The organism is Streptomyces sp. NPDC060031, assembly GCF_042736805.1.
Lineage (GTDB): Bacteria > Actinomycetota > Actinomycetes > Streptomycetales > Streptomycetaceae > Streptomyces.
Map to the genome: position 1 here is coordinate 45,690 of NZ_JBHWVM010000024.1, position 18,527 is coordinate 64,216.

Sequence of the window (18,527 nt, forward strand, 5' to 3'; positions counted from 1 at the left end):
AGCCGAGAACAAAAAAATTCGGGCGGCGATGTCGAGAATCCGTGCCTGGCTCCGTCCCTGCAGTGAAGGCGGCCAGAATGGGCCGCACCAACAGAGGAGAACCGCGATGGCCAAGTACCTGTTGCTCAAGCACTACCGCGGTGCCCCGGCTGCGGTCAACGACGTCCCCATGGACCAGTGGACGCCGGAGGAGATCTCGGCACACGTGCAGTACATGAACGACTTCGCGGCCCGGCTCGAGAAGAGCGGCGAGTTCGCCGACGGTCAGGCGCTCGCCCCCGAGGGGGCGTGGGTCCGGTACGACGGCGAGGGTCGCCCCCCGGTCACCGACGGCCCGTTCGCCGAGACCAAGGACCTCATCGCCGGCTGGATGGTCATCGACGTCGACAGCTACGAGCGCGCCGTCGAGCTGGCCGGGGAACTGTCCGCCGCCCCCGGGGCGGGCGGGAAGCCGATCCACGAGTGGCTCGAGGTGCGCCCGTTCCTGGCCGCGCCGCCCACCATCACGGAGTGACCTCATCGATGAACGAGGCCCTGCTCCGGAGCCTCACGCCGAGCGTGCTCGGGATCCTCGTCCGCCGCGGAGCCGACTTCGCGGCGGCCGAGGACGCCGTGCAGGACGCGCTGGTCGAGGCGCTCCGCGTCTGGCCGGCCGACCCGCCGCGGGACCCCAAGGGCTGGCTGGTCACCGTGGCATGGCGCCGGTTCCTCGACGCCACCCGGGCGGACGCCGCCCGCCGCCGGCGTGAGGACCTCGTCGACGAGGAGCCGGCGCCCGGGCCCGCGCCCGCGGTGGACGACACGCTCCAGCTCTACTTCCTGTGCGCCCACCCGTCACTGACGCCGTCGTCCGCGGTCGCGCTCACGCTGCGCGCCGTCGGCGGGCTGACCACCCGCCAGATCGCCCGGGCCTACCTGGTGCCCGAGGCGACCATGGCGCAGCGCATCAGCCGGGCCAAGCGCACCGTCTCCCACGTACGGCTCGACCAGCCCGGCGACGTCGCCACCGTGCTGCGCGTCCTCTACCTGGTCTTCAACGAGGGCTACTCCGGCGACGTAGACCTCGCCGCCGAGGCCATCCGGCTCACCCGGCAGCTCGCGGCCCAGGCCGACCACCCCGAGGTGGCGGGGCTGCTCGCCCTCATGCTGCTCCACCACGCCCGGCGCGCCGCCCGGACCGCGCCCGACGGCAGCCTCGTGCCGCTCGCCGAACAGGACCGCGGCCGGTGGGACACCGAGTCGATCGCCGAAGGCGTCGAGATCCTGCAGGCGGCCCTCGCCCGCGACCGGCTGGGCGAGTTCCAGGCCCAGGCCGCGATCGCGGCACTCCACGGCGACGCGCCCAGTGCCGAGGAGACCGACTGGGCGCAGATCGTCGAGTGGTACGACGAGCTCGCGCGCCTGACCGACAGCCCGGTCGTCCGGCTCAACCGCGCGGTGGCGGTCGGCGAGGCCGACGGGCCGCGCGCCGGCCTGGCGGCGCTCGGGGCCCTGGACGACTCGCTGCCGCGCCACGCCGCGGTGGCGGCGTACTTCCACGAACGCGACGGCGACCTGGCGACGGCGGCACGGCTGTACGCCGAGGCGGCCCGAAAGGCACCCAACCTCGCCGAGCGCGACCACCTGACGCGCCGGGCCGCCCGCCTCAACGCCCGCGGAGGTCGCTGACGGGACGCGCTCGGATCGGCCCGCGGCAGACGCGGCCGAGGGCTGCTCCCGCTAGCCAGCCACCGTGTTGAACTGGGGTTTTCCCCCGTTCAAGTCGGAGGAAGACCCCAGCGCGACCCCCTCCCGCCCCAGGTCATGATCGTTTCACCCCAGTGGAACGCCGTACCGAGGAGTGATCAGGATGACCGCGCACAAGAAGGCGATCGGCCGACGGGGGCTGCTCGCAGCAACGGCCGGGCTCGCCGCCACCGCCCTGCTGGCCCCGGCAGCCTCCGCCGCACCCACCGCACCCGCGACCACGGCGACGGACGGCAGGCAGGCCGACGCGCTCCGCGCGCTGGAGCGCGCCGCCCACCCCCTGCGGTCGACGGAACCCGGCGGCCCCACCACCGACCTGCGGGCGCTGGCGGCCATGATCGGCGATGCCAAGGTGGTCGGACTGGGAGAAGCCACCCACGGCTCGCACGAGTTCTTCGCCATGAAGGAACGCGTGTTCCGCCACCTCGTCGAGGAGAAGGGCTTCACCACCTTCGCCCTGGAGATGAGCTGGACGGCCGGCCTGCGGATCAACGAGTACCTCCAGGGCGGAGCCGGCCACGCCCGGCAGATCGCCAAGGAGACACTGACCGGATCCCCCTGGGAACGCGAGGAGTTCGTCAGCCTCATCGCCTGGATGCGGCGGCACAACGACCGGCACCCCGACCGGAAGGTCCACTTCATGGGCAACGACGTCGGAGCGCCCAAGCTCGGCGACGCCGTCTTCGACCGGGTCACCGCCCATGTCCGCGCGAGCCACCCCCAGGACCTTCCGCGCCTCGAAGAGCTCTATGCGGGCCTGCGCCCCCTCGACGACGTCTTCGCCTACCTGCGCAAGCCCCTCGCCGAACGACGCCAGAACGCCATCACCGCCCAGCAGGCACTCGACCTGGTCACCGCCAACAAGGGCGCCGGCGGCGACGCCTACGAGTGGGCCGAACAACACGCCCGCAACATCGCCCAGACGTTCGCCTTCGCCTCCCTCGACCTGTCCGATCCGGCGTCGGTGTCCGCCGCGGAGCACCTTCGCGACCAGGTCATGGCCGACAACACCGTCTGGTGGCAGCGCCGCACCGGGCACAAGGTGCTGCTGTCGGCGCACAACGGCCACGTGGGCTACCTGTCCTCCGACCCCGTGATGTACCCCACGACCCAAGGCGTCTTCCTGCGCAACGCCCTCGGCCGGGGTTATGCCGCCATCGGCTTCACCTTCGACCGCGGGTCGTTCCTCACCGCGACCACCCTCGGCGGGGCCTGGGGCAAGGTCACCGTCCCCCCGGCCACGCCCGACATGCAGGAGTACACCCTCGACCGGGTCCGCCACCGCGACTACTACCTCGACCTGCGCACGCTGCCGGCCGCGGGCCGCACCTGGCTGAACACACCCCGCCCCGTCTACGAGGCCGGTTCGTCCTTCAAGAACGACCCGCTCCCCACCCTCGCGATCAGCCAGGCCTACGACATCCTCATCCACCTCGACCAGGTCCACGAGGCCACCACGCTCTGACCACCGGCCCCGGGCCCCGGCACGATCCACCGGCCGCGGCCACCCGCCGCGGCCGGTCGCGTCGACCGAGGCGAACCCGGCCGATCGAACATACGATGACGGGAACCGGCGCAGGTCGCTCGCTGCGCCGCCAGTCCGGGCCGCTCGGGGCGGGAGACGTATGCCAGAGGTCGCCGAAACAGCGCGGACCGTCATCCTGACCGTGGACGACGACCCGGGAGTCTCCCGTGCCATCGCCCGTGACCTGCGGCGCCGCTACGGCGCCACGTACCGGATCGTGCGCGCCGAGTCCGGCGAGTCCGCGCTGGGGGCGCTGCGCGAGCTGAAGCTGCGGGGCGACCTGGTGGCGGTGGTCCTCGCCGATTACCGCATGCCGCAGATGAACGGCATCGAGTTCCTCGAACAGGCGATGGGCGTGTACCCGGGCGCCCGGCGCGTGCTGCTGACCGCGTACGCCGACACCAACGCGGCGATCGACGCGATCAACGTCGTCGACCTCGACCACTATCTGCTCAAGCCGTGGGATCCGCCGGAGGAGAAGCTCTACCCGGTCCTCGACGACCTGCTCGCCGCCTGGCGCTCCAGCGACTACCGGCCGGTGCCCGCCACCAAGGTGGTCGGGCACCGCTGGTCGGCCCGCTCCTCCCACGTGCGGGAGTTCCTGGCCCGCAACCAGGTGCCGTACCGCTGGTACTCCTCCGACGAGCCGGAGGGACGGCGTCTGCTGGAGGCGGCCGGGGCGGACGGGCAGCGGCTGCCCCTGGTGATCACTCCGGAGGGCGCCGTGCTGGTGGAGCCGGAGGCGTCCGACCTCGCCGCCCACGTGGGGCTCGCGACGACCCCGGCCGCCGACTTCTACGACCTCGTCGTGATCGGCGGCGGGCCGGCCGGGCTCGGAGCGGCCGTGTACGGGGCCTCCGAGGGGCTGCGCACCGTACTGATCGAGCGGTCGGCGACCGGCGGGCAGGCCGGACAGAGCTCCCGCATCGAGAACTACCTCGGCTTCCCCGACGGCGTATCGGGCGCGCAGCTCACCGAACGCGCCCGCCGCCAGGCAGGCAGGTTCGGCGCCGAGATCCTCACGGCACGCGAGGTCACCGGGCTGGAGGTCAACGGAGCGGCACGCGTCGTCCGTTTCTCCGACGGCTCGAAGATCGCCGCGCACAGCGTCATCCTGGCCACCGGCGTGTCGTACCGGCAGCTCCAGGCACCGGGCTGCGAAGACTTGACCGGCTGCGGACTGTATTACGGTTCCTCGCTCACCGAGGCGTCCTCCTGCCTGGAGCAGGACGTGTACATCGTGGGCGGCGCCAACTCCGCCGGGCAGGCGGCGGTGTACCTCGCGCGGGGCGCGAAGTCGGTGACCATGCTGGTGCGCGGGGAGTCCTTGACGGCATCCATGTCGTACTACCTGATCCAGCAGATCGAGGAGACGGCGAACATCACGGTACGCACCCGGACCGTCGTCGAGGCGGCGCACGGCGACGGGCACCTGGAACAGCTGACGCTGCGCGACGTGGACAGCGGTGTGACCGAACTCGTCGACGCCCAGTGGATGTTCGTGTTCATCGGCGCGGCCCCGCTGACCGACTGGCTGGACGGTACGGTGCTGCGCGACGAGCACGGCTTCATCCTGGCCGGGCCGGACCTCACACCGGACGGGCGACCGCCGGCCGAATGGGAACTCGACCGGCCGCCCTACCACCTGGAGACCAACATCCCCGGCGTGTTCGTGGCGGGCGACGCGCGCGCCCAGTCCGCGAAGCGCGTCGCGTCCGCCGTCGGAGAGGGAGCCATGGCCGTCATGCTCGTCCACCGGTACCTGGAGCAGTCATGAGCGGACAGGTCATGCCGTGCAGCCCGCGCGAGATCGCCTCGCTGTTCCTGTTCGAGAAGCTCTCCCCGGAGCAGCTCGGACGGCTGTGCAGCGAGGGGGTGGTGGAACGGTTCGAGGCCGGTCCGGTGTACACCGAGGGCGAGCCGGCCACCTGTTTCTACGTGATGATCGAGGGCACCGTCGTCCTGTCCCGCCGGGTCGGCGGCGACGACGTGGAGGTCAGCCGGACCTCGCAGCGCGGGGTGTACGCGGGGGCCATGCAGGCCTATCTGGGCGACCGGGTGCCGCAGACGTACAACAACTCGATGCGGGTGAGTGAGCCGACGCGCTTCTTCGTGCTGCCCGCGCAGTCGTTCGCGGACATCATGCAGGAATGGTTCCCGATGGCGGCGCACCTGCTGGAGGGGCTGTTCTTCGGCTCCAGGAACACACAGCGCGCCATCGGACAGCGCGAACGGCTGCTGGCCCTGGGGTCGTTGTCCGCCGGTCTCACCCACGAGCTCAACAACCCGGCCGCGGCGGCCGTCCGGGCCACCGCCACACTGCGGGAACGGGTGGGCAAGATGCGGCACAAGCTGGCCGTCATCGCCCGCGGCCCCTACTCCCGCGAGGCACTCGCCGGCCTCATCGAGATCCAGGACCGCACCGCCGAACGCGTCGCCAAAGCACCGACGTTGAGCCCCCTGGAGGCTTCCGACCGGGAAGACGAACTCGCCGACTGGCTCGACGACCACGGCATCCCGGAGGGCTGGCGGATCGCGCCCACCTTCGTGCAGGCCGGACTGGACACGGACTGGCTGGAGCAGGTCGCGGCGACCGTGGCCGAGGACATCCTTCCGGGGGCCATCGGCTGGCTCAACTACACGGTCGAGACCGAGCTGCTGATGGACGAGATCGACGACTCCACCACCCGCATCTCCCACCTCGTGGACGCGGCCAAGCAGTACTCACAGCTCGACCGCGCTCCGCACCGGGTCGTCGACGTCCACGAACTGCTCGACAGCACCCTGCTGATGCTGTCCGGCAAGATCGGTCCCCGGGTCCGGGTGGTCAAGGACTACGACCGCTCGGTACCGGACGTACCCGCCTACCCGGCGGAGCTCAATCAGGTGTGGACCAACCTCATCGACAACGCGGTCTTCGCCATCGGGAGCACCGGCGGCGACGGCACGCTCACGGTCCGCACCGCTCGCGAGGGAGACCGGCTGCTGGTGGAGTTCCGCGACACCGGGCCCGGCATCCCGGCCGACATCCGCGGCCGCATCTTCGACCCCTTCTTCACCACCAAGCCGGTCGGTGAAGGCACCGGTCTCGGCCTGGACATCTCCTGGCGGATCGTCGTCAGCAAGCACCACGGCAGCCTCCAGGTCGAGTCCGCGCCGGGCGACACCCGTTTCCAGGTACTGCTGCCGCTGACCGTTCAGGAGCCCGGGACCGAGGCCGGGCCCGCAACCGCAACCGCAACCGCAACCGGATCCGAGAGCACCGAGAGCACCGAGGAGTCAGCGTGAGCGACATCAATGGACTCGACCCGGGCGTCCCGCCCAGCGGCACCGGCTGCGTCGAGTGCGACGCGGCGGGCGGCTGGTGGTTCCACCTGCGGCGCTGCGCCCAGTGCGGCCACATCGGCTGCTGCGACTCCTCACCCGCTCAACATGCCACCGCCCACTGGAAGTCCACCGGTCACCCCCTGGTGCAGAGCTTCGAACCGGGGGAGGACTGGTTCTGGGACTACGACAGCAACGAACTGTACGATCCCGGCCCCGAGCTCATGCAGCCCGGTGCCCACCCGGCGGACCAGCCCGTGCCGGGACCGGCCGACCGGGTCCCGCAGGACTGGACGCGACTGCTGCACCGTTGAGCGTCCTTCGCAGCCGTACGGCTCCGGCAGCGCCACGATCCGCCGACACCCCGTTTCATCGGGATGTCATCGGCCGCTGCCACTGTCGTCCGGTGACCTTGGCCCATCGCGTTCCGCATCGGAGAGCACGCGCGCAGGCCAACTACATGCGGAGGACGGAATGCGAACACGAAGGACGGCGGCCGCGTTGGCCGGTCTTCTGATGGCGGTCGGGCTGCCGGCGACACAGGAGGCCACGGCACAAGCGGCGGCTTCGTGCGAGGGCACCTACACGATCGTGGTCGGGGGCACGGGCAGCTCCTGGAACGACGACGGCTTCTCCGGCAACATCCAGCAGCACGTGGGGTACCCCACTCGGATCCCCAACGGTGCCAGCGCCCGCGCAGGCGTCAACGAGCTGAACCGGCTGGTGCGCAACCAACGCGCCGCGTGCCCGGGCCAGCACGTCAAGATGGCCGGGTACTCCCTGGGTGCGGCGGTGGTGCACATCTGGGTCACCGAGAACTGGCAGACGTTCAACAACGTCAACGCGATTCTCATCGCGGACCCCAAGCGCCAGGGCCCTCCCGGAGCCAACGGCGGAGCCGTGCCCTTCGGCGGTGTCATCGGAGCCCCGCTCGCCGGCGCCGACAGGTTCTTCGGCAACGTGCCCGTCAAGACGATCTGTCACTGGGACTACGTCTGCGACGAGTCCGCCGGCATCTGGACCTACCCGAACAACCACGTCAGGAACTACCCCGAAGACTTCAACATGGATCACCACAACGACGGCGCCAGCGAGCAGTGGTACAACGGCGCCTGGTATCCCTGGTAGCCAGGAAAGCCAATCGGCCGGGCGCGTAGCCGGATGCTTGGTGATCCGGTTGCGCGGCCCGGCCGACATGCCCGTACTTCCGTCACCGCGTGGTCCTGGTGAGGCCGAGGCCGGCTTCGTCCCCGCGCAGAATCATCTGGTGCGTCCGCCGCAGCATCCGACTCGGAGGTACCCCCAGTTCGTCGGTCAGACGGCGGCGGGCGCGGTCGAACACGGTCAGTGCGTCGGCCTGCCGGCCGTGACGGTACAGGGCGCGCATCAGCATCGCGGCCACCGGCTCGTTCAGGGGGTGCGCCGTGGACAAGGCGAACAGCCCGGCGATCGCTTCGGAGTGCTGGCCCAGCCGCAGCTGCCACTCCAACTTCCGCTGCGCGATCGCGATCCTGCGCTCGGTGAGCCGCAGCCGCTCCAGCTCGGCCAGCGGTCCGGGCAGGCCGGCCAGAAGCTCCCCGCGAAACAGGTCCAGCGCCTGGGAACACAGGCGGAGCGCCTCGGCGGGGTCGCCCGCCCGATCGGCCGCAGCCGTGTCGGTGACCAGTTCCTCCATGCGCGACACGTCCACTTCGACCGCTCCGGAGACCAGCCGGTAGCCACACCGGTTGTGCTCGATCACCGAGTCCGGGCTGGCCCCGATGCGCAGGGTCTTGCGCAATCGGTAGACGTACACCGGCACCACATTCGTGACCGGCGGCTCCATCCCCCATACGCCGTCGAGCAGTTCCTGCCGGCTGACCGTCCGCCCCGCGCGCAGCGCCAGCGCCGCGAGTACGGCTTGCTGGCGCAGATGCCCCAGGTTCAGGGGCCGCCCGTCCTGCCATGCCCGCAGCGGTCCGAGCACGGAGATCCGCACCTTCGGTCCGGCCGCCCGGACGGCGGCGGCGGTCCGCACCACAGGGATCCCCGCCTGCGTGCGGGGGCCGCAGCCGGGGACGACCAGGCCGCAGTCGAAGGCGTGGACGATGGCGGCGGCCCGGTCGCGCAGCCCGAGTTTCACGAGGATCCGCGCGAGGGTTCCGGCCACGGCGTCCTCGGGGATGGCCAGGGCGGCGGCGATCTCATCGTCCCGCAGGCCGCAGCCGACCGCGTGGAGCAGCTTGCGCTCCTGATGCCTGAGCACGGTGGTGGTGGGCCGGCCGGTGGTGGCGGTCGTCGGCATCGCTGCTCCCCGGGCGCCGGGCTGGTCGGTCTGGCGGACGCCGTCGACAAGGTAGCGGCGGGAGCGCCGGGTAAGGCATCCGGAACGATCCGGAGTGACACCGCGCGGGAGTCCCTAACCGCTGGTCGACGAAGCGGTTCCTGTGAGTGCTTCGGCAAGCCAGTCGGCGGTCGTGGGCAGCCAGTCGGGCTGGGCGTTGCCGAGCAGGTGGTCGCCGTGCGGGACGAGCAGGTACCTGCCCCGCGGCGCGAGGCGGGCCAGCGGCTTCCCGTTGGTCACGCCGGGGATGGTGTCCTGGCCGCCGTCCACCACCAGGAGCGGACAGTCGATACGGGGAGCCAGGACGGTCAGGTCGACCCGGCCGACGAAGTCGCGCGCCGCCTCGGCTCCTTTGGCGCGCCGGGCGATGATGTCCCGCACGAGGGGCGGCACGGCGTCCCAGTCGAGCCGGAAGGGGCCGCTCACGGTTGCTGCGGCCGCCACGCGGGGTTCGCGCGCGGCGCTCCGCGCGACGTAATAGCCGCCCAGGCTGAGCCCGATGAGGCCGACGCGGTCGACGCCGAGCGCGTCGATGACCTGCCCGATCACGCGCTCGTAGTCCGGCCGGACGGCCGTGGTGGCCGCGAGCGCGCCTTGCCCCGGCCCGTCCATGGTGAACACGGCCAGGCCCCTGCGCAGCAGGGCCGAGGTGACGGTGTGGAACTCCTCCTTGCCGGAGTCCAGACCGGGTACGACGACGACGGTGGCCGGCGCGCCGGCCGGGCCGCGCAGCCAGCCGGTGAAGGTGGGGCCCGTGATGCGGCGGGAGCCGGGCTCCAGGAGGGTCAGGGCGCGGCCCATGGCGGCGTCCGCCTCCGCGCAGGCGTGCGCGTGGTCCGTGTGCGGCGCCAGGGTGGCGAAGTGGAACCAGCGGGCCGCCGCCTGGTGGTACTCGCCTGCCGTGACCGGTGAGACCGCCTGCTGGGCTCGGGCCGCGTACTGCCGCGCGGTGCGGATCAGCGCCTCGCTCCAGCCGTCGAGGGAGGCCGGCTCGCCCGCGACGCGCAGGTATGCGTGGGGATCGAGCCCGGCCCCGGTGGCTCTGGTCAGCTGGGCGGCGGCGAAGTCCGCCGCGAAGTCCGCCGCGAAGTCCGCCGCGTTCATCGTGCTGCTCCCGTGGTCAGGACGGCCTTGCCGCGGATCCGGCGCTCCCGCAGGTCGACGAGGATCTGGGCGGTCTGCCCCCAGTCGCCGACCCGGCCGATCTCCGGGTGCAGCCGCCCACGGCCCACCAGCCGCACCAGGGTGGCCAGATCGGCGCCGTACGGAGCTCCGGCGTAGTGGAAGTGCCGGATCGAGGCGCCTTCCGGACCGGCGAAGAAGTCAAAGAAGTTCAGCGTCACCGGAGTACGGCTGACCTGGCCGAACCAGATCAGTGTGCCGCCGGCGGCCAGCTTCGCCAGCGCGAGCGGCAGGACGGCGCCACCGGTGGACTCCAGTACCAGGTCGAACGGGCCCTGCGCCTCGGCGACATCGTGCACGACCGCTGCCGCGCCGAGCGCGAGCAGCCTTTCGCCGCGCGAGGCGGTGGCGCTCACGGCGGTGACGTCCGCGCCCGCGGCGGCGGCGAGTTCGGTGACGTAGTGGCCGACCCCGCCCGACGCGCCGGTCAGCAGGACGCGCCTGCCGGTCACACTGCCGGCGGTGCGCAGCAGCCGCAGCGCCGTGATCCCGGCCAGCGGCAGGGCCGCGGCCCGGACGGAGTCGATGTCATCGGGCAGTACGGCGAGCGAGTGCGTGGGCACGGCGACGTACTCGGCCCAGCCGCCCTTGGCCGGATGGCCCACGACCCGGGTGCCGATCGACGGCCCGGACCCGTCGGCCGCCGCCTGCACCACGAGCCCCGCCACGTCCTTGCCGGGAACCAGTCCCGGTCTCGGCCTCTCCAGCAAGAACGTCTCGCCGCGGTTCGGCGCGAACGCCTCGACCCTGACCAGCGCCTCGTCGGCCGCCGGGACGGGCTGGGCATCGTCGGTGAACTCCACCGGACGTGCCGGATCTCCTGTGGGAATCAGTCTCTGCATGCCGATCATGGAAGCGGCAGTGGCGCCGGCCGGTCCAACAACCCACCGGGACCAGGCGACAACCAAGGGTTGTCGCCTAAGGTGAGAGGCGTGGATCTCGACCTGGCGCAGGTGCGCGCCTTCGTACTCGCCGCACAGGAACTGCACTTCGGTCGGGCGGCCGAGACGCTTTCGATTTCCCAGCAGGCTCTGTCCAAGAGGATCGCCCGCCTGGAGTCCGGGCTCGGCGCCGAGATGTTCCACCGCGGCGGCCACGGCGTGCGGCTCACCGCCGCCGGGCATCGCTTCCTGGAACCGGCCCGGCAGACCCTGGCCGCCGCCGACCAGGCCGTGGCGGCCGTACGCGACGAACACCGGCCGCTGCGGGTCGACGTATGGGGCCACCTGTACGCGCCGATGCGGACCCTGGCCCAGGTGGCGGCACGCACCGGAGCGCCCCATCTGGAACTCGGACACGGCCGCGATCTGCCGTCGGTGGCCGCCGCGTTGCTGCACGGGGACATCGACGCCGCGTTCGGCCGGGTGCACCCGCCCGTGCCCGCGGGACTGACGCACCGCCTGGTGCGGCTGGAGCCGGTGGACGTCATCCTCGGCACGGACCACCCCCTGGCGGGAGAGGCCGCGCTCCGGCCCGGTCAGCTGCGGGACAGCGTGCTGTGGACCCCCGGCGCGCTGGGCCGGCTCGACTTCCTGCACCGCTTCGCCGAGCGGTTCGGCATCCGGGACCGTGCCGAGGGCCCCAACCTGGGACTGGACCACTTCCTCGCCGGCCTGTCCGCGGACGTGCGCCGCTTCGCGCTGATGCCGGCCGACGCACCGCTCCCGCGGACCCCCGCAATCCGGTCCGTTCCGCTGGTGGACCCGACGCCGCTGTACGCCTGGTCGTTGCTGTGGCGCTCCACCAGCGGACACCCCCGGCTCGACGCGCTCATCGGCACGTTCGCCGCGGAGGCCGGGCGCAGCCGCTGGCTGGAGTACGACCCGGCCCGCGACTGGCTGCCCGAACCCCACACCACCGGCTTCGCCCCCTCTCGGCCCTGAGGGCATCAGCCCAGCGGTTGTTCGACCGTGCTGGTGCCGCTGCCGTCCTGGGACTCCCACGTCCATGTCTCCTCCAGGCGGAGGCGGCCGTCGGGGAGTTCTGTCACGCGAGAGACGCAATGCCCGGAGGCGGTCGTGCCGTCGGGGCGGAGCTGCACGTAGCGGAAGTCGATGGTGTCGTCCGCCCGGGTGCCGATCAGATGTCCCTTGACCACGTCCCCGCCGGAGTACTCGGCCCAGACGCGGCCGTCCTGCTCGTGGTACTCGAACCGGGTCTGGCGGCCGACCTGGCCGGGCGCCTGGTCGGCTGTGGGGACGAAGACGAGACCGTCGAGCGAGCGTGCCATGCGTGACTCCAAGAAGAAGGCGGTCCGGGGCCGGCCCCCGGCCGTGTGGGCTCTGTGGCCATCGCCCGTCGCCGCCCGCGGCCGCGCCGACCGATGCCCGGCAGGCCGGTGACCGGTCACATTACGTCGGGATGACTGATGCCGGTCAGGCAGCGGCCTACCTAATGTCAATGACGTCCCCCCGCCTCTCCGACCGAAAGCAGGTCCGTGTGCGTCAGCTCACCTACTACGCCGGCACCAGCCTCGACGGTTACATCGCGGGCCCGGACGGACAGTTCGACTTCTTCCCCTTCGAGGGCGACCTCGCCGCCGCGATCCTGGCCGAGTACCCCGAGACCATCCCGGCCCAGGGCCGCGGGCCTTTGGGCATCGAAGGGGCCGCCAACCAGGGGTTCGACACGGTCCTGATGGGCCGCGCCACCTACGAGCCCGGTCTCGCGGTCGGCGTCACCAGCCCCTACCCGCACCTCAACCAGTACGTCTTCTCCCGCACCCTGGACCCGCTCGACCCCGACGTGGAGATCGTCTCCACGGACCCGGTGACATTCGTACGCGACCTCAAGCGGCAGGACGGGACGGGCATCTGGCTGTGCGGAGGGGCGAACCTGGCCGGCCAGCTGCTGGGAGAGATCGACCAACTGATCATCAAACGCTACCCGGTCGTCATCGGCTCGGGCATCCCGCTCTTCCGCGCACCGTTCCTCCCGGCGAGGTTCACCCTCACCGACTCCCGCGTCTTCAACACCGGCGCGACCATCACCACCTACGCAACGCACCAGAAATGAGCACACACATGTTGTTCCGTTCCACGACCGAGACGGACCTCGACCGCGTCACCGCCGTGACGGTCGACGAACCCATCAGCTGGATTCCCGCCGACCGCTACCTCGAAGAACTGGCGGAGGGCATGTACAGGCCCGAGTGGACCTGGATCGCCGAGGACGGCGGCCGGGTCGTGGCCCGCGCCCTGTGGTGGGGACAGGCATCGAGCGAGCACCCGGTCGCACTGGACTGCCTGCACGTCGATCCCTCGGTCGCCGACCGCGCGGCGGTAGCTGCCGGGCTGATCACCGCGGGCCTGCGGGCCTTCGCCGAGCAGGGCGCGACCAAGCCCCCGCTGTACAACGCGACCCTTCCGAACGGCTGGCGCGAGGATCCGGACGTCGTCGCCGCCCTGGACTGGCGGCAGGAGGCCGCACGGGCGGCCGGGCTCACCGCCGAGGTGGAACGGCTGCGCTTTGAGTGGACCCCCGACGCCGGACTCCCGGCCTCCAGCGGCCGCCTCACCTTCACCGAGGGCTCGGACGAAGACTTCCTCGACGTCTTCCGACGGATCGCGGAGGGCAGCCTGGACGGCGAGACGCGCCGGAACCTGGTGGCCTTGGGAGCCGAGGCCACCGCCCGCGAGGAGGTGGACTTCTACCTCAGCTGCCCGGGCGAGCGCTCGTGGTGGCGCCTGGCCCGCACTCCCGACGGGCAGGTGGCCGGCCTGGCCCTGCCGTCCGCCACGCCGTACAGCCGCAACGTCGGCTACCTGGGCGTCGTCCCCGAGCTGCGCGGACAGGGGTACGTCGACGACGTGCTCGCCGAGATCACCCGGGTCCAGGTGGAAGCGGGCGCCGAACTGATCACGGCCACCACCGACACCGACAACGCCCCGATGGCCGCCGCCTTCGCCCGGGCCGGCTACCGGACCGTCCAGACCCGGATGATCTACGCGGTGCCGGAGACCTCCCAGGCGACGCAGGCCGCGGCCTCATGAGGCCAGCAGCGCGGCGAGTTCGGTGCGGGAGCTGATGCCCAGCTTGGGGAAGGCGCGGTACAGGTGATGCCCGACCGTGCGGGGGCTCAGGAACAACTGGGCGGCGATCTCCCGGTTGCTCGCACCGGACGCCGCCAGCCGGACGACCTCGCGTTCCTGCGGGCTCAGCAGGCTGATCGGCCCGTCCTCGCGGGCGGTCAGCCCGGTCTCCCCGCCCGCTGCTCCCAGCTCCGCCCGGGCGCGGCCGGCCCAGGGCTGGGCACCGAGCCGCTCGAAGGCCTCCAGCGCGGCGCGCAGTTGGTCCCTGGCGTCGATCTGGCGCCGCAGGCGGCGCAGCCATTCCCCGTAGAGCAGCGCGGTGCGGGCCCGGTCGTAGTCGCTGCCGCCGTCGTGCAGGGCCAGCGCCGCCGTGAAATGCTCTTCGGCCACGCTGTCGGAGCTGGTCAGCGCCTGGCAGCGGTGGGCCAGGGCGGAGAGGGCGGGCTGCCCCAGCGCGGCGGCCCATTCCCCGAGCAGCCGTGCCGGCTGCGCCGCCCGCTCCGGGCGGCCGGCGCGTCCCGCCGCCTCGACGAGGTCCGCCAGCAGAGGCAGGCAGAGCAGGGGATGGGCCGTCTCGCGCAGGGCCGACTCCAGTGGTTCCAGGGCCGCCTCGGCCCGGCCCAGGCCGAGTTCGAGCACGCCCAGCGCCCACAGGGCGTCCGCCGTACCCCGTCCCACCCCGCGCGGTCGCGTGTACTCCAGGGCTTCGCCGGCCAAGGCGCGGCCCTGCTCCTCCTGCCCCCGGACGCCCGCCAGCATCGCCAGGGCGGCGCGCAGATGGGCGGCCCGGTGGGCCAGGTCGTAGTACTCGGCGAGCCGGAGCCCCTCGGCGGCGTGCGCGGACGCCTCGTCATGGCGGCCGAGCGCCAGTTCCGTCTGGGCCAGCAGGTGGAGCGTGGTGGGCAGCCATCCGCTGATGCCCTGGTCGCGGCAGTGGGCCACCGCTCCCGCGGCGGCCTCCCGCGCGGCCGCGTGGTCGCCCGTCAGCTGGCGGTAGATCCCGGTCATCAGCCGGTCCATGACGCCGCCGGCAGGGTCCTGGCCGCTCTCCACGAGCGCGCGCAACGCGTCGAGCGCGCCGAGCGCGCCGGGCACGTCACCGCCGAACAGCCGGGCGGGCACGGCCAGTACCGGCAGGTCCGGGGCGCGGGACGCGATCTCCCCGATCAGCGTGGCGTTCCCCGCGGAGAACGCGGCGTGGACGGCGTCGGTCAGCAGCGACGCCATCGTGTCCGGACGGCCGGCGCCGGTCAGGTCCGCGCTGTCGAGAAGGATCCGCGCGGACGTCTCGGGCCTGCGGTAGCCCAACTCCACCACCGCCCGGGCGCGCGCGAAGTTCGCCGCCACGCCCGGGTCCTCCAGCGGCAGCGGCACCTGGTCGGTCAGCGCGCCGCACCGCTCGTCCTGTCCGGCGTCGCCGGCCTTCTGCGCCGCGCAGACCAAGCGGCGCGCTCGCACTTGTGGATCCGCGGTGAGCTGGGCGGCGCGCTCGTAGGCGGCTGACGCGGACGCCATCGCCTGCCGGCTCCCGGCCCACTCGGCGACCCGTTCCAGTTCCTCGGCGACCCGCTCGTCCGGGCCGGTCGACGCGGCGGCCAGGTGCCAGGCCCGCCGGTGCGCCTGGCCGGCGGCGCCCAGGGCCTGCGCCAGCGCCCGGTGCGCGGCGATGCGCCGGGCGAGCGGGGCGCCCTGGTAGGCGGCGTACCGCACCAGCGGATGCCGGAAGCGCACCACCGCCCCGGACAGGAGCACGAACCCGGAGCGTTCCGCGGGTTCGAGGTCCTCGACGGCGCCACCGAGCGGCTGCGCGGCCTCCAGCACCACGGTGAGGTCCCCGGTGTCGTCGGCGGCGGCCACCAGCAGCACCACCTGGGTGGCTTCGGGAAGCCGCCGGATCTGATCCAGGAAGCCGTCCTGGATCCGGCTCGGCAGCCCGGCGGCCGTCTCGGGGAGCGCCAACGGGCCCAGCCGCCCGGCGCGCTGGGCCGGGGTGAGCGCGGTCGACAGCTCGATCAGCGCCAGCGGATTGCCGCGCGCCTCCTCGATGAGCCGGTCCGTCACGTATGGCGGCAAACCCGGCACCAACTCGGCGGCGGCCGCGCGGTCCAGGCCTTCGACGAGCAGCCGGGGCAGCCCCTTCACGGCGGCGCCGGGCGCCCCGTCGCGGACCGCGAAGAGCATCACGACGCCCTCCGCCCGTAGGCGGCGCGCGGCGAAGGTCAGCATGTCCACCGACGGCTGGTCGAGCCACTGCGCGTCGTCGACCAGGCACAGCAGGGGCCCGTCGGCCGCGGCCTCCGACAGCAGCGTGAGGACCGCGAGCCCGACGGTGAAGCGGTCGCGCACGCCGTCGCCCGTCAGCCCGAAGACCGCCCGCATGGCCGCGGCCTGGGGGTCCGGCAGGGCGTCGACGAGGTCCAGTACGGGCAGGAACAGCTGGTGGAGGCCGCCGAAGGCCAGTTCCATCTCCGATTCGATGCCCTCGACGCGCAGCACGCGTACGCCGTCCGCCCGCCCGGCGGCGTATTCGAGCAGCGCGGTCTTGCCGATCCCGGCCTCACCGTGCACCAGCAGGGCGCCGCTCGTCCCCTGACGAGCGGCGGCGAGCAACTGCTCGATCCGGTCCCGCTCCGCATTCCGCCCCCACACGCTGTGCCCCCGTGATCTTCTCGCCTGGCGTGTCCGGGTCATTATCGCTGGTCAGAGAGCCGGGTCGGCGAACGGCTGGAGACCGTCCGACGCTCAGGGGCAGAGGCAGGGGCTCAGCGCAGGGTGGGGATCACATCGCGCGTCTCGTCGACCTCGAAGCCCGCGGTGCGGCGGCCGGGCGGTTCCGGGGGCGTCTCGTCCGCACAGACGGTGCCCCGTGTGGGCAGCGCCAGCGTGGCGAGGTAGTCCGTGACCAGGGCGCTGACACACGCGCTCCGGTTGTAGGCGGTGTGTCCTTCACCGGCGAAGGTCAGCAGCCGTCCGTTGTCCAGCGTCCCGGCGAGCGCCACGGCGTCCTCGTACGGGGTGTCCGGGTCCCCGGTCGTGCCGAGGATCAGGATCGGGGCGGATCCGGCCGCCCGGTAGGAGCCCTCGAAGCGGCTCGGGCGCTCCGCCTGCCACTGGGCGCAGGTGGGCGCGTGGTTGTGGTCGTAGGTGGGCGGCCCGAGGCCGATGGGGGGTCCCAGCAGCGGAGCGGCGGCGACGTGGGCGCTGACCAGCGCGCCCAGGAGGAGGGGGCTGGCCGGATAGACGCGGTCGGCGCACTCGACGGCCATGTTGACGTTGAGGAAGTCGAAGGACGCGGGTGAGGGCGGGGACAGCAGGAACGACGCCTGGTGTGCCTGGGCCGCCCGCAGGGCCTGCCCCAGTTCGGGCCAGATCTCCTTGCCCGCATTGATGTTGAACATCAGCCGGTAGGCGAGGGTGTAGCCCGTGGCCGGGCGCCCGCTCGCGGTGATGACGGGGTCGGCGTCCAGCGCCCGCTTGAGCTGATCGAAGGCCTGCCGCGGCCGGCCTTCGCCGAATCCGCAGGTGGCGGCGTTCTGCGCGCACCAGTCCAGGAACCGGCCGACCGCCGCGTCCAGGGCGACGAACTGCCCGGCGTCGTAGGCGTAGGGCGCGTCGGAGTAGTGCTGCGGATCGTAGGCGCCGTCCAGGACCATGGCGCGCACGCGCCGGGGGAACTGCGCGGCGTAGACGGTGCCGACGTAGCTGCCGAAGGACCGGCCGTAGAAGGAGAGCTTCTCCTCGCCGAGGGCTTGGCGCAGCAGGTCGATGTCCTTGGCGTTCGAGCCGGTGCCGATGAACGGCACGAGGTCCGGGGACCGTTGCTGACAGGCGGTGGCGAAGTCGAGGCCCTGCCGGATCGCACCGTGCAGGGCCCCCGGGCCGGGTACGCCGCGTGCGGCGTCGACGGCGGCGGAGTACTCCTTGTCGTTCCAGCACTCCACCTGCCCGCTGCGCCCCACTCCGCGCATGTCGTACCCGACGACGTCGAAGGCGTCACGGAGGGAGGCGGGCAGCGCCTCGTAGCTGTTACGGGCGAAGTCCGCACCGGAATTGCCGGGTCCGCCGGGGTGCAGCACCAGGACGCCGGTGCGGTGGGCCCGGTCGGCCGCCAGCCGTCGGGTGACGGAGAGGGGGATCGTACGCCCGGTGGGCCGGCGGTAGTCCAGCGGTACCCGGGCGGTCGCGCACTCGAAGCCGTCCCCCGGGTCGGCGCAGGGGCCCCAGGACAGCACCGGCACGGGCGGGGCGGCGAGGGCCGTTGCCGTGGCGGCCCCGGGCACCGCCCCGAGGAGCGCGGTGACGGCGATCAGGACGAGGGTCATCCCCCGTACCACTCGCTTGCACGGGTCATCAGCCAACCGGGTCTGCATGCGGCGATCCTCTGTCAGGGGCGGGG

Annotated in this window: 16 protein-coding genes; 10 read left to right on the plus strand and 6 right to left on the minus strand. The window is 72.5% G+C overall.

The window, feature by feature from the left end; translation table 11 throughout:
• Positions 1 to 106 precede the first annotated feature (106 nt).
• The 7 genes from ACFWB8_RS13705 (at position 107) to ACFWB8_RS13735 (ending at position 7,723) form a co-directional block, all read left to right on the plus strand.
• The gene (locus tag ACFWB8_RS13705; protein WP_385225533.1) at positions 107 to 514 is read left to right on the plus strand and encodes a YciI family protein; all 408 of its coding nucleotides are present in this window, start codon (positions 107 to 109) and stop codon (positions 512 to 514) included.
• An 8-nt stretch (positions 515 to 522) separates the two neighbouring features.
• Positions 523 to 1,668, plus strand: coding sequence for an RNA polymerase sigma factor (locus tag ACFWB8_RS13710; RefSeq protein WP_385225631.1), 1,146 nt, complete (start codon positions 523 to 525; stop codon positions 1,666 to 1,668).
• A 181-nt stretch (positions 1,669 to 1,849) separates the two neighbouring features.
• Complete coding sequence (locus tag ACFWB8_RS13715) at positions 1,850 to 3,211, plus strand: erythromycin esterase family protein (protein WP_385225535.1); 1,362 nt, start codon at positions 1,850 to 1,852, stop codon at positions 3,209 to 3,211.
• Between the two features lie 160 nt (positions 3,212 to 3,371).
• Positions 3,372 to 5,048 (plus strand): FAD-dependent oxidoreductase, encoded by a 1,677-nt coding sequence (locus ACFWB8_RS13720; RefSeq protein WP_385225537.1) that lies wholly within the window; start codon positions 3,372 to 3,374, stop codon positions 5,046 to 5,048.
• Positions 5,045 to 6,559 carry an ATP-binding protein gene (locus ACFWB8_RS13725; protein ID WP_385225539.1) on the plus strand — a complete coding sequence of 505 codons (1,515 nt, stop codon included), beginning with the start codon at positions 5,045 to 5,047 and terminating at the stop codon, positions 6,557 to 6,559. Before ACFWB8_RS13720 ends, ACFWB8_RS13725 begins: the two co-directional genes overlap by 4 nt.
• Positions 6,556 to 6,909, plus strand: a complete 354-nt coding sequence (locus tag ACFWB8_RS13730; RefSeq protein WP_385225541.1) for a UBP-type zinc finger domain-containing protein — start codon at positions 6,556 to 6,558, stop codon at positions 6,907 to 6,909. The genes ACFWB8_RS13725 and ACFWB8_RS13730 overlap by 4 nt, the downstream gene beginning before the upstream one ends.
• A gap of 160 nt (positions 6,910 to 7,069) precedes the next feature.
• Positions 7,070 to 7,723 (plus strand): cutinase family protein, encoded by a 654-nt coding sequence (locus tag ACFWB8_RS13735; protein WP_385225543.1) that lies wholly within the window; start codon positions 7,070 to 7,072, stop codon positions 7,721 to 7,723.
• An 82-nt stretch (positions 7,724 to 7,805) separates the two neighbouring features.
• On the opposite strand, the gene ACFWB8_RS13740 is transcribed toward ACFWB8_RS13735, so the two are convergent.
• From ACFWB8_RS13740 to ACFWB8_RS13750, 3 genes are all read right to left on the minus strand, one after another.
• Positions 7,806 to 8,879: a BTAD domain-containing putative transcriptional regulator gene (locus ACFWB8_RS13740; RefSeq protein ID WP_385225545.1), complete on the minus strand. Its 1,074-nt coding sequence runs from the start codon at positions 8,877 to 8,879 to the stop codon at positions 7,806 to 7,808.
• Positions 8,880 to 8,993: 114 nt separating this feature from the next.
• The gene (locus tag ACFWB8_RS13745) at positions 8,994 to 10,022 is read right to left on the minus strand and encodes an alpha/beta hydrolase family protein (RefSeq protein WP_385225547.1); all 1,029 of its coding nucleotides are present in this window, start codon (positions 10,020 to 10,022) and stop codon (positions 8,994 to 8,996) included.
• On the minus strand, positions 10,019 to 10,942 hold the full coding sequence (locus ACFWB8_RS13750) for a zinc-binding dehydrogenase (protein WP_385225549.1): 924 nt from the start codon (positions 10,940 to 10,942) through the stop codon (positions 10,019 to 10,021). Before ACFWB8_RS13750 ends, ACFWB8_RS13745 begins: the two co-directional genes overlap by 4 nt.
• Positions 10,943 to 11,032: 90 nt before the next feature.
• Here ACFWB8_RS13750 and ACFWB8_RS13755 point away from each other — a divergent pair, with 90 nt between their 5' ends.
• Positions 11,033 to 11,983: a LysR family transcriptional regulator gene (locus tag ACFWB8_RS13755; RefSeq protein ID WP_385225551.1), complete on the plus strand. Its 951-nt coding sequence runs from the start codon at positions 11,033 to 11,035 to the stop codon at positions 11,981 to 11,983.
• A gap of 5 nt (positions 11,984 to 11,988) precedes the next feature.
• Here ACFWB8_RS13755 and ACFWB8_RS13760 read toward each other — a convergent pair whose 3' ends face one another.
• The gene (locus tag ACFWB8_RS13760; protein ID WP_385225553.1) at positions 11,989 to 12,330 is read right to left on the minus strand and encodes a hypothetical protein; all 342 of its coding nucleotides are present in this window, start codon (positions 12,328 to 12,330) and stop codon (positions 11,989 to 11,991) included.
• A gap of 209 nt (positions 12,331 to 12,539) precedes the next feature.
• On the opposite strand from ACFWB8_RS13760, the gene ACFWB8_RS13765 reads away from it, so the two are divergent.
• On the plus strand, positions 12,540 to 13,115 hold the full coding sequence (locus ACFWB8_RS13765) for a dihydrofolate reductase family protein (protein WP_385225555.1): 576 nt from the start codon (positions 12,540 to 12,542) through the stop codon (positions 13,113 to 13,115).
• An 8-nt stretch (positions 13,116 to 13,123) separates the two neighbouring features.
• A complete protein-coding gene (locus ACFWB8_RS13770; protein ID WP_385225557.1) occupies positions 13,124 to 14,092 on the plus strand; it encodes a GNAT family N-acetyltransferase in 969 nt (322 codons plus the stop codon).
• Here the strand turns inward: ACFWB8_RS13770 and ACFWB8_RS13775 are convergent.
• Positions 14,087 to 16,780 (minus strand): ATP-binding protein, encoded by a 2,694-nt coding sequence (locus ACFWB8_RS13775; protein ID WP_385225559.1) that lies wholly within the window; start codon positions 16,778 to 16,780, stop codon positions 14,087 to 14,089. The two genes, ACFWB8_RS13770 and ACFWB8_RS13775, sit on opposite strands and share 6 nt — an antisense overlap.
• Positions 16,781 to 16,893: 113 nt before the next feature.
• A complete protein-coding gene (locus ACFWB8_RS13780; protein WP_385225561.1) occupies positions 16,894 to 18,453 on the minus strand; it encodes an alpha/beta hydrolase in 1,560 nt (519 codons plus the stop codon).
• Positions 18,454 to 18,527 lie beyond the last annotated feature (74 nt).

What these genes read in the sequence shown, in the direction of transcription:
- ACFWB8_RS13705 (WP_385225533.1), top strand. Translation starts at nt 107, where the DNA reads ATGGCCAAGTACCTGTTGCTCAAGCACTACCGCGGTGCCCCGGCTGCG.
- ACFWB8_RS13710 (WP_385225631.1), top strand. Translation starts at nt 523, where the DNA reads ATGAACGAGGCCCTGCTCCGGAGCCTCACGCCGAGCGTGCTCGGGATC.
- ACFWB8_RS13715 (WP_385225535.1), top strand. Translation starts at nt 1,850, where the DNA reads ATGACCGCGCACAAGAAGGCGATCGGCCGACGGGGGCTGCTCGCAGCA.
- ACFWB8_RS13720 (WP_385225537.1), top strand. Translation starts at nt 3,372, where the DNA reads ATGCCAGAGGTCGCCGAAACAGCGCGGACCGTCATCCTGACCGTGGAC.
- ACFWB8_RS13725 (WP_385225539.1), top strand. Translation starts at nt 5,045, where the DNA reads ATGAGCGGACAGGTCATGCCGTGCAGCCCGCGCGAGATCGCCTCGCTG.
- ACFWB8_RS13735 (WP_385225543.1), top strand. Translation starts at nt 7,070, where the DNA reads ATGCGAACACGAAGGACGGCGGCCGCGTTGGCCGGTCTTCTGATGGCG.
- ACFWB8_RS13740 (WP_385225545.1), bottom strand. Translation starts at nt 8,879, where the DNA reads ATGCCGACGACCGCCACCACCGGCCGGCCCACCACCACCGTGCTCAGG.
- ACFWB8_RS13745 (WP_385225547.1), bottom strand. Translation starts at nt 10,022, where the DNA reads ATGAACGCGGCGGACTTCGCGGCGGACTTCGCGGCGGACTTCGCCGCC.
- ACFWB8_RS13750 (WP_385225549.1), bottom strand. Translation starts at nt 10,942, where the DNA reads ATGCAGAGACTGATTCCCACAGGAGATCCGGCACGTCCGGTGGAGTTC.
- ACFWB8_RS13760 (WP_385225553.1), bottom strand. Translation starts at nt 12,330, where the DNA reads ATGGCACGCTCGCTCGACGGTCTCGTCTTCGTCCCCACAGCCGACCAG.
- ACFWB8_RS13770 (WP_385225557.1), top strand. Translation starts at nt 13,124, where the DNA reads ATGTTGTTCCGTTCCACGACCGAGACGGACCTCGACCGCGTCACCGCC.
- ACFWB8_RS13780 (WP_385225561.1), bottom strand. Translation starts at nt 18,453, where the DNA reads ATGACCCTCGTCCTGATCGCCGTCACCGCGCTCCTCGGGGCGGTGCCC.